Here is a 13,322-nt window from a genome sequence, read left to right as displayed (position 1 = left end):
TCCCTCCGACGGCCGCTCCGCGCGCTCATCCCCGCTGCGCGCGGAGCGGCGACTCCTCCTTCTCGTCCCTGATCAGGAGCACCCCTGTGACACAGCCCCCGCGCGGCAGGCGCAGAACCACCGCGGCGGCGCTGGCCGCCGCCCTGTGCGCGGCGCTCGCGCCCGCTCTCCCGGCCGCCGCCGCACCCCGCCCGCCCGCTCCGCCCTCCGACCGCGCTCTCGCCTCGCAGCCCGCGCGGCACGACGTGACCCGGGAGCAGTTCTACTTCGTCCTGCCCGACCGGTTCGCGAACGGCGACCGCGCCAACGACCGCGGCGGACTGACCGGTTCCCGGCTCGAGACCGGGTTCGACCCGGCCGACAAGGGGTTCTACCAGGGCGGCGACCTCAAGGGGCTCACCCAGCGCCTCGACTACATCAAGGGGCTCGGCACCACGTCCATCTGGATGGCGCCGATCTTCAAGAACCGGCCCGTGCAGGGCGCCGACAAGGGGGGTACCTCCCAGGCCGAAGGCTCTGGGGGAGCCTCGGCCGGCTACCACGGCTACTGGATCACCGACTTCACCCAGGTCGACCCGCACTTCGGGACCAACGCGGACCTGGAGCGGCTCATCGACAAGGCCCACGCCAAGGGCATGAAGGTCTACTTCGACGTCATCACCAACCACACCGCCGACACCGTCGACTACGCCGAGAAGACGTACGGCTACCGCCCCAAGGGCTCCCATCCGTACCTGGACAGGAACGGCCGCCCCTTCGACGACCGCACCACCCCGGGCACGGTCGACAAGGACTCCTTCCCCTACACGCCGACCACCGGGACGGACCCCGGCGGCAAGGTCCCGGCCTGGCTCAACGACCCGACGATGTACCACAACCGAGGCGACTCCACCTGGGTCGGCGAGAGCGCCGAGTACGGAGACTTCTCCGGTCTCGACGACCTGTGGACCGAGCGCCCCGAGGTCGTCGACGGCATGAAGAGGATCTACGAGAAGTGGGTCCGCGACTTCGACGTCGACGGTTTCCGGATCGACACCGTGAAACACGTCGACATGGACTTCTGGACCCAGTGGGCGACCGCCCTGGACGCCTACGCCGCACAGCGCGGCCGCGACGACTTCTTCATGTTCGGCGAGGTCTACTCCGCCGACGCCTCCGTCACCGCCCCGTACGTCACCCGCGGCCGGCTCGACGCCACCCTCGACTTCCCCTTCCAGGACGCGGCCCGCGCCTACGCCTCCCAGGGCGCCGGAGCGGACCGGCTCGCCAAGGTCTTCGCCGAGGACTACCGGTACACCACCGACAAGGCCAACGCCTATGAGCAGGTCACCTTCCTCGGCAACCACGACATGGGACGCATCGGGACCTTCCTCCGGCAGGACCACCCCGGCGCCGACGACGCCGAACTGCTGAAGCGCTCCCGGCTCGCCAACGAGCTGATGTTCCTCAGCCGCGGCAACCCGGTCGTCTACTACGGCGACGAACAGGGCTTCACGGGCGCCGGCGGCGACAAGGACGCCCGCCAGACCCTCTTCGCCTCGAAGACCCCCGACTACCTCTACGACGACCAGCTCGGCACCGACCGCACCCACGCCGACGACGCGTACGACCCCGCCCACCCCACCTACCGGGCGATCGCCGCGCTCGCGAAGCTCACGCGAGAGCACCCGGCGCTGCGCGACGGCGTCCAGCGCGAGCGCTACGCCAAGGACTCCGTCTACGCCTTCTCCCGTACGGACACCCGGGCGGGCGCCGGAGCCACGGAATACGTCGTCGCCCTCAACAACGCGACCACCGAGAAGACCGTGACCCTGCCGGTGGACTCCGCCGACTTCCGTGTCCTGTACGGGGGTCCCGGCACCGTCCACGCCACCGACGGGAAGATCACCGTCACCGTCCCGGCCCTGGCGTCGCTCGTGCTGCGCGCCGACAAGCCCGTGGCCCGCCCGGCCTCCGGCCCGTCACTCACCCTCCACGCCCCCGCCGTCGGCGCCACCGGCACCGTCGAGATCTCCGCCGACGTGGACGGCGGCCCGCTCAACCGGGTCGTCTTCGCCGCCCAGGCCGGCTCCGGCGCCTGGAAGGTCCTCGGCTCCGCGGACCACGCGCCGTACAAGGTGACGCAGCACATCACCGCGCCGGAGGGCACCGCCCTGCGCTACAAGGCCGTCGCCGTCGACACCCTCGGCCGCACCGCGAGCGCGCTCGCCGCCACCACCGCCGGCCGGACCCCTCCGCCCGCCAAGCCGGTCGCCGTCGAGCGCGACCACGCCGTCGTCCACTACCGACGGGCCGACGGCGCCTACGACGGCTGGAAGCTGAGGGCCGAGGGCCGGGACGCGGCCTTCACCGGGCGGGACGCGTACGGCGCGTTCGCCTGGGTCAAGCTGCCCGAGGGCGCCACGACCGTCCCGTACACCGTCGAGAAGGACGGGACCGCCGACGGCCCGCGGCGCACGATCACCCTCGCCCGCACCGGCGAGGTCTGGATCGAGCAGGGCAAGGACGGCCAGGCCGACACCGCCCCCGACGGCGCGAAGCCGCCCCAGGACCCGGCCAAGGCCGTCCTTCACTACAACCGCCCCGACGGCGACTACGACGGCTGGGGCCTGCACACCTGGACCGGCGCCGCCCAGCCCACCGACTGGTCCAAGCCGCTGACGCCCGTGCGCGAGGACGCGTACGGAGTCACGTTCGAGGTACCGCTGGCCGACGGCGCGACCTCGCTCAACTACATCCTCCACAAGGGCGACCAGAAGGACCTGCCGAGCGACCAGGCCCTCACCTTCGGCACTCACGGCCGTGAGGTCTGGCTGCTCGCCGGGCAGCCGGCGTACCTGCTCCCGCAGACCGGGGGCACGCCCTCGCTCGACCTGGCCAAGGCCGAGGCCCAGTTCATCGACCGCACGACCGTCGTCTGGAAGGTGAAGGCGACCGAGGCCACGAGCCAGCAGCTCGTGTACGCCCCCGACGGCTCCCTGCGGGTCGTGGACGGGGCGCTCGGCGACGAGGGGCAGTGGCTGCGGCTGAACCCGGGCGCCCTGAGCGACGCCCAGAAGGCGAAGTACCCGCACCTGAAGGACTACCCCGCCTTCACCGTCGACCCGCGCGACCGCGACCGGGTCACGGACGCCCTGCGCGGACAGCTCATCGCCACCCAGCGGGCGGCCAACGGCGCACTGCTGGCCGCCACCGGCGTCCAGATCCCCGGCGTGCTCGACGACCTCTACGACGCGACGGACGCGAAGCTCGGCCCGGTCTTCACCCGGGGTCGCCCGACCCTGTCCGTGTGGGCCCCCACCGCCCGCAAGGTCTCCCTCGACCTCGACGGGAAGACCGTGCCGATGCGCCGCGACGACACCTCCGGCGTCTGGTCGGTCACCGGTCCGCCGAGCTGGCGCGGCAAGCCGTACCGCTACAACGTCACGGTGTACGCGCCCAGTGCGCGGAAGATGGTCACCAACCAGGTCACCGACCCGTACGCCACCGCGCTGACCACCGACTCGGCCCGCAGCCTCGTCGTGGACCTGGCCGACCCGAGGCTCGCCCCCAGCGGCTGGTCGGCCCTGAGGAAGCCCGCGGCCGTCGAGCTCAAGGACGCCCAGATCCAGGAGCTGCACATCCGCGACTTCTCCGTCGCGGACCGCACCAGCGCCCACCCCGGCGGCTATCTCGCCTTCACCGACCGGGAATCGGCCGGGATGAAGCACCTGAAGGCCCTCGCCGACAGCGGCACGTCGTACGTCCACCTGCTGCCCGCCTTCGACATCGGCACCATCCCCGAGAAGGCGTCCGACCAGGCCACCCCGGCCTGCGATCTGAAGGTGTACGCCCCCGACTCCGACGAACAGCAGGCGTGCGTGGCCCAGGCCGCCGCCAAGGACGCCTACAACTGGGGATACGACCCGCTGCACTACACCGTGCCCGAGGGCTCGTACGCCTCCGACCCGGAAGGCACCCGGCGCACGGTCGAGTTCCGGCGGATGGTCCAGTCCCTCAACGGCACCGGACTGCGCGTCGTCATGGACGTCGTCTACAACCACACCGTCGCGAGCGGCCAGGCGGAGAAGTCGGTCCTGGACCGGATCGTCCCCGGTTACTACCAGCGCCTCCTCGCGGACGGCACCGTCGCCACCTCCACCTGCTGCGCCAACACGGCGCCCGAGAACGCCATGATGGGCAAGCTCGTCGTCGACTCCGTCGTCACCTGGGCGAAGGAGTACAAGGTCGACGGATTCCGCTTCGACCTGATGGGACACCACCCGAAGGCCAACATCCTCGCCGTGCGCAAGGCCCTCGACGCGCTCACGGTCGAGCACGACGGCGTCGACGGCAAGAAGATCGTCCTCTACGGCGAGGGCTGGAACTTCGGCGAGATCGCCGACGACGCGCGTTTCGTCCAGGCCACCCAGAAGAACATGGCCGGGACGGGCGTGGCGACCTTCTCCGACCGGGCCCGCGACGCCGTGCGCGGCGGCGGCCCCTTCGACGAGGACCCCGGAGTCCAGGGCTTCGCCTCCGGCCTCTACACCGCCCCCAACTCCTCCAAGGCCAACGGAACCCCAGCCGAGCAGAAGGCCCGGCTGCTCCACTACCAGGACCTGATCAAGGTCGGCCTCACCGGCAACCTCGCGTCCTACACCTTCACCGACACCAGCGGCCGTACGGTCAAGGGCTCCGAGGTCGACTACAACGGCGCCCCGGCCGGCTACGCCGCCGCCCCCGGCGACGCGCTCGCCTACGCCGACGCCCACGACAACGAGTCCCTGTACGACGCGCTCGCCTTCAAGCTCCCGGTGGGCACCTCGCCCGACGACCGGGCGAGGGCGCAGGTCCTGGCCATGGCGACGGCCACCCTGTCCCAGGGGCCGGCGCTCTCCCAGGCGGGCTCGGACCTGCTGCGCTCCAAGTCGCTCGACCGCAACTCCTTCGACAGCGGCGACTGGTTCAACGCCCTTCACTGGGACTGCCGCGACGGCAACGGCTTCGGGCGGGGGCTGCCGCCCGCCGCCGACAACCGGTCCAAGTGGCCGTACGGAAAGCCGCTGCTCACCACCGGCTCGCCGAGCGTCGGCTGCCCGCAGATCGAGGGGGCGTCCGCCGCCTTCCGGGACCTGCAGAAGATCCGTTCCACCGAGAAGGCGTTCGACCTCGCCTCGGCGGCCGACGTCCAGTCGCGGCTCTCGTTCCCGCTCTCCGGGGCGGACGAGACCCCGGGCGTGATCACCATGCGCCTCGGTGAGCTCGTGGTCGTCTTCAACGCCACTCCGGAGACGAGCACACAGCGCGTCCCGGCGCTCGTGGGCACCGGCCACACCCTGCACCCGATCCAGGCGCGGGGCGCGGACCCGGTGGTCAGGAGGGCTTCGTACGACACCGGTTCGGGCACCTTCACCGTCCCGGCCCGCACGGTCGCGGTGTTCACCCGCGACTGACCCACCACGAGGGCGGGGCCCCACGGCCCCGCCCTCAACGGTCACGGCCCGGCCGTGGCCAGCGCCACGGTCAGGTCAGAGGGCCTTCTCGAGCAGTGTCACCCCGTACAGCGTGCCGTCCGCGGCGACCTTCCCCGGCTCCTCGCCGACGACCCGGTATCCCGCGTCCTCGTAGTACGCGCGCAACCTGTGGCCGTGCGCCACGCAATCCAGCCGGGCGAGCGTCCGCCCCGCCGCCGCCATCCGCTCCTCGGCGTGCGCCAGCAGCATCCGTCCCGTGCCGGCGGGCGCCGCCTCCCGGTCGGTCATCAGCCGGTGCACATACCCCGCGACGGGCGGCTGCGGCCCCCATGCCGGCTCGTCGTCCCACCACAGCTCGTACGCGCCGACGACCTGACCGTCCACCTCCGCGAGCCACACCTCGCCCTCGGCGATCCACCGCCGGAAGTGCTCGACGCCCTTGTCACCCGGCTTCCACTGGTCGATACCGAGGCGCCGCATCCAGTGGGCCGCGCCGTCGAAGAGGCCGACCAGCGTGGGGAGATCGCCGTCGCCGGCCGTGCGGAAGGTGAGAGGCAGAGGCATGATGATCACTGTAATCGGCGGCGCCGGCCTCACTGGCCCGTGTGCTGGGCCGGAACTCCCGGGGCCAGTCCGATGAGCCGGCCGACCAGGTCACCGAAGGGGCCGTCGGCGGGTTCGTGCGCCAGGATGCCGGTCAGGATCGACGCCATCTCCCCGTCGTAGGCGGCGCTCACCGCGGCCAGTGCCCCGAAGTCGTGCACCAGCTGCAGTTCCAGCTCCGCGCGCGGAATGCGGCGCCCGTCCAGCCAGATCAGCGCCGTCGACTCGGCGAGCGACACCCAGGACCGTACGACCAGTTCGAGACGGGCCGGAGGGTCGGTGATCCCGATGTGGGCGAGGATCTGCTCGTACGCGGCCTGCCGCACCTCGTCGATCATCGCGTTCGTCGTCGAGGACCCGACGGCCGGGCCGCCGCGCATCAGCGCCGAGAAGCCCGGACCGTGGTCCTCCACGAAGTCGAAGAACCGGCCCATCACCCGCAGCAGCCGTACGCCCAGCGGCCCTTGGTGCGGCTCGACGAACCGGCCCGCCAGATCGTCCGCCGCCCGCCGCAGCGCGGCCTCGTACAGGCTCTGCTTGCCCGGGAAGTAGTGGTAGACGAGCGGCCGCGAGATCCCCGCGGCCGCGGCGATCTCGTCGATCGACACCTCGTCGGGGGAGCGGTGGCTGAACAGCTCGAGCGCCACCCCGATCAGCTGCTGCTTGCGCTCCTCGACGCCCATTCTGCGGCGTACCCCGGTCGTCATGCGAACAGCCTAACGGGCGTCCGTTACGCTCCCCTCACATGAGCGCTTCCGATCGGGACACACCCGCACCGACCGAGGGGATGAGCCCCCAGCAGGCCCGCCGTCTGAGAATCGCCGCAGCGTCCGTGCTGTTGGTGACGATGGCGGTGGTGCTGGTGGTCCGGCTCGCCAGCCGGACCTCCGTCCTGGTGGTCGGCGTGTACGGGCTCGCCATGATCCTGTGCGGAGTCGTGATCGAGCTCTCCCGCAACGGCCGCACCCGGCTGGGCACCTGGCTGCTCGCCGGCGGCCTGCTCGCGGCGCTGGCCGCCGACTGGCTGCTGCTCCCCTGACCTACAGGTCCAGGACGAGCCGGTCGCCGAGGCACCGCGACACACAGATCAGCATGGAGTCGTCCCGCTCGGAGTCCGTCAGCAGCTCGTCACGGTGGTCGATCTCGCCCTCCAGGACCCGCTGTTGGCAGGTCCCGCAGAACCCCTGCTCGCAGGAGTACGAGACATGGGGCAGCTCCGCGCGGACGGCGGCGAGCAGGGTCTGGTCCGCCGCCACCTCCACCGTCCGCCCGGTGCGCCGCAGTTCCACCTCGAAGGGGCCACCGGGCGTCGCGGCCGTGGGCGCGAACCGCTCCAGATGGAGCTCACGGCCCTCGGGCAGCGCGGCGGCGACCGCGGCCATCAGCCCGTCCGGTCCACAGCAGTAGACGGCCGCCCCGGCCGGCACGGAGCCCAGGAAGGCCAGATCGGGCAGCCCCGACTCGTCCTGCGCGACGACCGTGACGCGTTCGCCCTCCGTGCCCAGGCGCTCGATCTCCGCCAGGAACGGCATCGAGGCGCGGCTCCGCCCGCAGTACAGCAACCGCCAGTCGGCGCCCCCCGCTTCGGCCGCGCGCAGCATCGGTAGTACGGGCGTGATGCCGATACCGCCCGCGACGAAGACATACGCGGGGGCCTCCACCAGCGGGAAGCGGTTGCGGGGACCGCGGATCTCGATCTCGGCCCCTTCGTGGAGGAGCTTGTGGACCTCGAGGGAGCCGCCCCGCCCGTCCTCGAGGAGCCGCGTCGCCACGGTGTACGTGTCCGAGTCGGCCGGGTCTCCGCACAGCGAGTACTGGCGGACCAGGCCCGACGGAAGGACGAGGTCGAGATGCGCGCCGGGCTCCCAGGGCGGCAGGTCGGTGCCTTCCAGACGCAGCTGGACCACTCCGTCGGCGGGGGCGGTCCGCTCGGTGACGAGGACCCTGCGGACGCTCGTCCTGCGGCGGCCGCGGCCCGACACCGGCTCCTCGAGGGCGAGCATCGGCCACAGCGGGGAGCCGCTGATCCGGCGGCGCATCGCCCGCCTGGCGAGCAGGGCGGCCGCGGCGACGAGGACGAGGGTGCGGGTACGGGGCATGGCTCAGTGACCTCCGTTGGCGCCGGGTGAGGCGGCGAGATAGGCGACCGCCTGGGCCGTGCTGCCCTCCTGGGAGGGGTGGTAGGCGCGGCTCAGATAGCGCGGGATGGACCGCAGCATCGCCGTCGTGGACGGCAGCAGACCCTCGCGGCCCTTGGCGACGAGCTGCGCGACGGACGCCTTTCCGTCGAGGAGCGAGGGGTCGTTCTCCATGAAGAAGCGGGCGCCGCGCTGCCAGAGGAAGACCAGTGCGCTGAAGGCGGTGGCCCAGGTGCGCGCGCGGCGGCGGTAGCTGCCGTCGACGTGCATGAACAGGTCGAAGGCGACCGAGCGGTGCTCGACCTCCTCGGCGCCGTGCCAGCGCAGCAGATCCAGCATCACCGGGTCGGCGCCGCGCCGGTCCAGCTCCTCGGCGTTGAGCACCCAGTCGCCCAGGAAGGCGGTGTAGTGCTCGATCGCGGCGATCAGCGCGACCCGCTCCATCAGCCACCATTCGCGCGCCCGGCCCGGCGGCAGCGTCCGGTCGCCGAGCAGCTTCTCGAAGAGCCAGTCGACCTGGGCGGTGTAGGGGGTGGGGTCCAGACCCTGCGCGGCGAGGTGGGGGAGTACGTCGTCGTGGGCCTGGGAGTGCATGGCCTCCTGGCCGATGAACCCGAGGACGTCCTCGCGCAGCCGGTCGTCGCGGATGTACGGCAGCACCTGCTTGTAGACGTGCACGAACCAGCGTTCGCCGGCCGGGAGCAGGAGGTGGAGCACATTGATCGTGTGGGTGGTGAAGGGGTCGCCGGGAACCCAGTGGAGCGGGGTCTTCTCCCAGTCGAAGGAGACCTTGCGGGCCTTGAGCGCGATGTGTTCCGACGCCACCGGTGCAGGCTGCGTATTAGACATGGCGTCAATGTACTGACGGGTAAGCGGTTGGCAACAGGGTCGTGCACCGGATTTCGACCCGTGCCGCCCCGCGATTGACCGATGATCGTGTGCATGGCCAACCCCACGAGAAGAGCAGAGATATTCGGCGCCGCCGAGGGCGACCCCCGGTTCAGCACTCCCGCCACCGGTGACGAACGCCGCGTCCTGCTGGGTGTCCTCGGGGCCCAGCGCGCGACGCTGGAGCTGAAGTGTTCCGGGCTCGACGTGGAGCTGTCCCGGCGGGCCGTGGAGCCGTCGACGCTCTCGCTGCTCGGCCTGGTCCGGCATCTCGCCGATGTCGAGCGGCGCTGGTTCCGGCAGGTACTGGCGGGCCAGGACGCGCCGCTCCTGTTCTCGTCCGAGGCCGACCCGGACGGGGACTTCGACGGCGCGGTGTCCACCCCCGAGGCCGTCACGGAGGCGTGGAAGGCCTGGCGCGGCGAGGTGGCCTTCGCCGAGGACTTCGCCGTCGGGGCACCCGACCTCGACGTCGAGGGTGAGGACGCGTGGCGCGGGGCGGTGTCGCTGCGCTGGGTGCTCATCCACATGATCGAGGAGTACGCCCGGCACAACGGCCACGCCGACCTGCTGCGAGAGCGGATCGACGGAGCGATCGGCGTGTGAGGACGGCTGCGCCGGGGCCCTGCGACTGGCGGAGGGCGCCCGGGGCGTCCGGCTCGCCGGGCGGGTGTCACCTGCGAATCGCCGGCTGAGCGCGCCCCGGGGCGTCCGGCTCACGGGGCGGGTGACGCCCCGCGAATCGCCCAGGGTGGAGCGCCTTGGGGACCGGGCGCATGGGGCGGGTGCCGCCTGCGAATCGCCGGCGGAGGGCGCTCGGGCACCGGGTCGACGGGCGGGTGACGCCCCGCGAATCGCTAGCGGAGCGCGCCCACTCGGGTGCCGTCCTTCAGGCTGCCCTCCAGCTGGGCGCGGGCGCCCGCCTTCGCCCTCACCGCCAGCAGGTGACCGTTCGCCCGGCCGCTGACCCCGCCCGAGGTCCGCAGGGACGTGAACTGCGGGCTGCCGGCCGCCAGGACGTACCACTGCCCGCCCCGCGCCTGCCACAGCACGCCCGCGAGCACCCGCGGATCACGGGCCCCGCAGGCGGGCGAGTCCTCGGCCCTCGCCGCGACGACCCCGGGAGCCCCCGGCTGCGGTGACGCGGCCTGGATCTGCGCGAGCACCCTGCTGCCGGTGCCCCGCCAGGTGTCCGCGCGGGTGCACAGCCAGGCCGCGCTGCCACTAGCCTCGGGCAGCCGCTGGCGTGCGAACTGCCAGGAGTTGACGGATCGGACGCCGTGCGCGCGCATCACCGGCAGCAGACACGCCGTCCGCGCCCATGCCGCCCGCGCCGGGGCGTCCCCGACATCGGCGGGCGCGGCCGGCGGCCCCCAGGTGAGCCGGGCCGGCGTCAGCTCCCCCAGATCGGCCAGCAGCCGTACCGCGAGGTCGTCCCGCACCTCCAGGGCGTCCCAGGTGCGGCACGCGCCCGACTCGGCCGGACTCGGCACCGGATCGGTCACGCCGTACGCGTCCCGCTTCAGCGGACGGACGCCGCCCCGGGGGTCCAGAAGGTCCCGGACCGCGGTGTCCCGCACCCAGGGAGCCGTCAGATAGCGCACATTGCCCTGGTCGCGCCCGACCACCAGCGCGCCCGAGGTGGCGACGTCCGCGCCGTCCGTACGCGCGAAGTCGAGGGCCGCGCCACTGGTGTCGCCGACGGGCTCCGCGTACCGCACGACCCGCAGGCCGTCGTGGAAGAGCACCACGCGCGCGGCGTCGACCTGCCCCGCGAAGAGCAGCTGCGGCGCGCCCATGGGCGGCCCGGGCGGGGTGCCGGGGGTGGCGGACGTGCGGACCGTGCCGCCGGGTCTGGCCCAGACCGCGAGCGCGCGGCGCAGCAGCGCACTGTCACCGGTGAGACCGCCCCGTACCGGCCACACCGAGAAGTCCGTGCGCGTCGAGCGCTGCCAGACGGCCGGGGCCACCCGCCGCAGCTGTGTGGGGTCGAGGGCCGCCTCGGCGGCGGGATTGCGCGCGTACGACGGCGCCGCCGCGCCGCTGGGTCCCCAGCCCTCGCCCGGCAGTCCCAGCAGCGCCCCGCAGACCACCACCGCCGCCGCGGCCGCCAGTGCCGCCCTGGCGTGCTGGCGGCGCCGCATCAGATCCGTGGGCCGTGCCTGCAGTGAGCACGGGTCGAACTCGGGGGAGTCCAGGAGCCCGGCCATGCCGATCCCCTCCGGCGCCTCGACGCCGTCCGCCTCAGCGAGCGCGGCGCGCGGGTCCTCCACCCCGGCGGCGGCGAGCACCCGCCGGACCTCCGCGTCGCCCTGGCGCTCCAGACCGCGCAGCACGTACGCGGCGCGGCCCGGCCCGGAGAGCGCGGACAGCCGCTGGTCCAGCGCCAGTTCGTCGGCGCCGCCCGCACGGGGGAACAGCCGCAGCCCCCAGACCTGCGGCAGCAGCGGCGGGAACTGCGCCCGGTGCGGCCAGGCCCGCCGCCGCAGCGGCAGCCCCGCGATCAGCGCCTGCCGCAGCACCTGACCGCGTACGTACGCGTAGCCGGGGTCCACGGCGTCCTCGGGGCGCCGGGGGGCAACGACGGACGCGGCTCCGCCGGTACGGCGGCGCGGCAGGGACCGCTGGACGAGCGAATGCGCGGTGAGCACCCGCCGGTTGCGTCCCAGGGAGGGCGGCAGCACGAGGTACGCGATGCGGACGAGGCGGGGATAGTGCTCGACCAGGGCGGCCTCGGCCTGCTCGACGTCGATGGGGAAGGGGGCGAGTTCCTGGGCGCTGACGCGGGTGCTTTCCTGGGTGCTCACATTCAGCTGAACGAGCGAATGGTGCGATGGTCACCCCGCCATGGGACGGGTGAGGCTCAGGGTGCCGTGGTGACGAGCTGCTCGCGGATGCGGTGCACCGTACGGTCCGGTACCCCGAGCCCCTCCCGTACGTACTTCTCCATCGAACCGTGCCGCACCGCGACCTCGTCGAGACCGGCCTCCAGGTACTCCGGAACCACTCCGATCATCGCGAGGGCCAGCTCGGGGTCGCCGCCCTGCGTGACGAACCCCTCGATCATCGGCGCGAAGGCCTGCCGGACCGCCGGATTGACCGACAGGTACTCCTCCCGGACCGTCTCCTCGTCCGCGCCGAGCAGGCTGAGCACGATCGTCGCCGCCCAGCCCGTGCGGTCCTTGCCCGCCGTGCAGTGGAAGAGCAGCGGCCCGGACTGCGGATCGGCGAGCTCGGTCAGGAAGGCGCGGTAGGAGGTGCGGGCCGACTCCGTGGTGACGAAGGCCCGGTAGGTGTCCTCGAACGCCGCCCGTGCCTTGCCGCCGCCCAGGTGCTGTTCGGCGAGCGCGGGGTGGGAGAGCAGGGTCTTGAGCCGTGCGGCGGGCGGCAGCCCGCTGGCGGCGAGCCGGTCGGCCAGGACGTCGGCGACCAGCAGCCGCCCGCCCAGGGGGACGTGGTCGGGCCGCTCGGCCCGCTCGGCGGCTGTCCGGAAGTCGACCACCGTACGGATGCCCAGCGCGCCCACCGCCGTGTCGACGGCGGGGTCCAGCCGGTCGAGCTGCCCGGAGCGGAAGAGCAGCCCCGACCGGACGAAGCGCCCTCCGGGCAGGGGCGTGGCGCCGAGGTCGCGGAGGTTGGCGACGGTGGTGGCGGGGATGGCTGGCATGGCGACGGTTCCTCCGTATTGGTCTATTTCGTACGAAACCGTAACTGACCGGAGGGCGCCATTCCTGGTGTTCGGCCCTCGAACGGCGGGGCGAACCGGCACGATGGGCGGATGCGTACGGAGCGAACCGCAGTGACCGTCCTGGCCGTCCTGGCCCTCGTGGCGGGGTGCAGCGCGGGCGGCGACACGACGTCCGACGATGCGCCGGAACCGGCCACCGGCAGCCTGGAGCAGCTGGCGGCGAAGGTGGAGTGCGAGCCCAACATCCAGACCGACGCCAAGGAGCTGCGGCAGGCCAACTGCCGTACGGGCGACGGGGCCTATGTGCTGACCACCTTCGCCACCGACCGCGGCCAGCGTGAGTGGATCAACGAGGCCAAGGACTACGGCGGCTCCTACCTCGTCGGCAGGAAGTGGGTCGCCGTCGGTGACGCGAAGGTGGTCGCGGCACTGCGCGGCCGGCTCGGTGGGACCGTGGAGACCGCATCGCCGCACCACTCGGGGAGTAGCGGTGCCAGTGGGGGGAGCGAGGGGGGCCACTCGGGTCACCACGCGAGCTGACCGCGCAGA

The 13,322-nt window shown here is 72.8% G+C and carries 10 protein-coding genes; 4 read left to right on the top strand and 6 right to left on the bottom strand.

What is annotated here, in order from left to right; genetic code table 11:
- The first annotated feature begins 86 nt into the window (after positions 1 to 86).
- Positions 87 to 5,435, top strand: a complete 5,349-nt coding sequence (gene pulA / locus ACZ7J0_RS06000; RefSeq protein WP_470884454.1) for a pullulanase-type alpha-1,6-glucosidase — start codon at positions 87 to 89, stop codon at positions 5,433 to 5,435.
- Between the two features lie 75 nt (positions 5,436 to 5,510).
- On the opposite strand, the gene ACZ7J0_RS05995 is transcribed toward pulA, so the two are convergent.
- Positions 5,511 to 6,020, bottom strand: coding sequence for a GNAT family N-acetyltransferase (locus ACZ7J0_RS05995; RefSeq protein WP_470884452.1), 510 nt, complete (start codon positions 6,018 to 6,020; stop codon positions 5,511 to 5,513).
- Positions 6,021 to 6,049: 29 nt separating this feature from the next.
- On the bottom strand, positions 6,050 to 6,766 hold the full coding sequence (locus ACZ7J0_RS05990; protein ID WP_470884450.1) for a TetR/AcrR family transcriptional regulator: 717 nt from the start codon (positions 6,764 to 6,766) through the stop codon (positions 6,050 to 6,052).
- A 38-nt stretch (positions 6,767 to 6,804) separates the two neighbouring features.
- Here ACZ7J0_RS05990 and ACZ7J0_RS05985 point away from each other — a divergent pair, with 38 nt between their 5' ends.
- Entirely contained in the window at positions 6,805 to 7,098 is a 294-nt protein-coding gene (locus tag ACZ7J0_RS05985) for a hypothetical protein (RefSeq protein ID WP_470884449.1), read from the top strand.
- A gap of 1 nt (position 7,099) precedes the next feature.
- On the opposite strand, the gene ACZ7J0_RS05980 is transcribed toward ACZ7J0_RS05985, so the two are convergent.
- Positions 7,100 to 8,158, bottom strand: a complete 1,059-nt coding sequence (locus ACZ7J0_RS05980) for a PDR/VanB family oxidoreductase (protein WP_470884448.1) — start codon at positions 8,156 to 8,158, stop codon at positions 7,100 to 7,102.
- A 3-nt stretch (positions 8,159 to 8,161) separates the two neighbouring features.
- Positions 8,162 to 9,046, bottom strand: coding sequence for a metal-dependent hydrolase (locus ACZ7J0_RS05975; protein WP_470884446.1), 885 nt, complete (start codon positions 9,044 to 9,046; stop codon positions 8,162 to 8,164).
- A gap of 93 nt (positions 9,047 to 9,139) precedes the next feature.
- Here ACZ7J0_RS05975 and ACZ7J0_RS05970 point away from each other — a divergent pair, with 93 nt between their 5' ends.
- Positions 9,140 to 9,691 (top strand): DinB family protein, encoded by a 552-nt coding sequence (locus ACZ7J0_RS05970; protein ID WP_470884445.1) that lies wholly within the window; start codon positions 9,140 to 9,142, stop codon positions 9,689 to 9,691.
- A gap of 251 nt (positions 9,692 to 9,942) precedes the next feature.
- On the opposite strand, the gene ACZ7J0_RS05965 is transcribed toward ACZ7J0_RS05970, so the two are convergent.
- Together ACZ7J0_RS05965 and ACZ7J0_RS05960 are read right to left on the bottom strand one after the other, a co-directional pair.
- On the bottom strand, positions 9,943 to 11,892 hold the full coding sequence (locus ACZ7J0_RS05965) for a hypothetical protein (protein ID WP_470884444.1): 1,950 nt from the start codon (positions 11,890 to 11,892) through the stop codon (positions 9,943 to 9,945).
- A 56-nt stretch (positions 11,893 to 11,948) separates the two neighbouring features.
- Positions 11,949 to 12,752 (bottom strand): tyrosine-protein phosphatase, encoded by an 804-nt coding sequence (locus tag ACZ7J0_RS05960; protein ID WP_470884443.1) that lies wholly within the window; start codon positions 12,750 to 12,752, stop codon positions 11,949 to 11,951.
- A gap of 111 nt (positions 12,753 to 12,863) precedes the next feature.
- On the opposite strand from ACZ7J0_RS05960, the gene ACZ7J0_RS05955 reads away from it, so the two are divergent.
- Positions 12,864 to 13,313: a hypothetical protein gene (locus ACZ7J0_RS05955; RefSeq protein ID WP_470884441.1), complete on the top strand. Its 450-nt coding sequence runs from the start codon at positions 12,864 to 12,866 to the stop codon at positions 13,311 to 13,313.
- The last annotated feature ends 9 nt before the right edge of the window (positions 13,314 to 13,322 follow it).

Source organism: Streptomyces sp. NPDC038280 (genome assembly GCF_055600045.1).
This window is presented reverse-complemented; position numbering and strand designations above follow the sequence as displayed.

Bases quoted from the DNA above. Each gene is read 5' to 3' on its own strand.
- ACZ7J0_RS05995 (WP_470884452.1), bottom strand. From the start codon at position 6,020: ATGCCTCTGCCTCTCACCTTCCGCACGGCCGGCGACGGCGATCTCCCC.
- ACZ7J0_RS05990 (WP_470884450.1), bottom strand. From the start codon at position 6,766: ATGACGACCGGGGTACGCCGCAGAATGGGCGTCGAGGAGCGCAAGCAG.
- ACZ7J0_RS05985 (WP_470884449.1), top strand. From the start codon at position 6,805: ATGAGCGCTTCCGATCGGGACACACCCGCACCGACCGAGGGGATGAGC.
- ACZ7J0_RS05980 (WP_470884448.1), bottom strand. From the start codon at position 8,158: ATGCCCCGTACCCGCACCCTCGTCCTCGTCGCCGCGGCCGCCCTGCTC.
- ACZ7J0_RS05975 (WP_470884446.1), bottom strand. From the start codon at position 9,046: ATGTCTAATACGCAGCCTGCACCGGTGGCGTCGGAACACATCGCGCTC.
- ACZ7J0_RS05970 (WP_470884445.1), top strand. From the start codon at position 9,140: ATGGCCAACCCCACGAGAAGAGCAGAGATATTCGGCGCCGCCGAGGGC.
- ACZ7J0_RS05960 (WP_470884443.1), bottom strand. From the start codon at position 12,752: ATGCCAGCCATCCCCGCCACCACCGTCGCCAACCTCCGCGACCTCGGC.
- ACZ7J0_RS05955 (WP_470884441.1), top strand. From the start codon at position 12,864: ATGCGTACGGAGCGAACCGCAGTGACCGTCCTGGCCGTCCTGGCCCTC.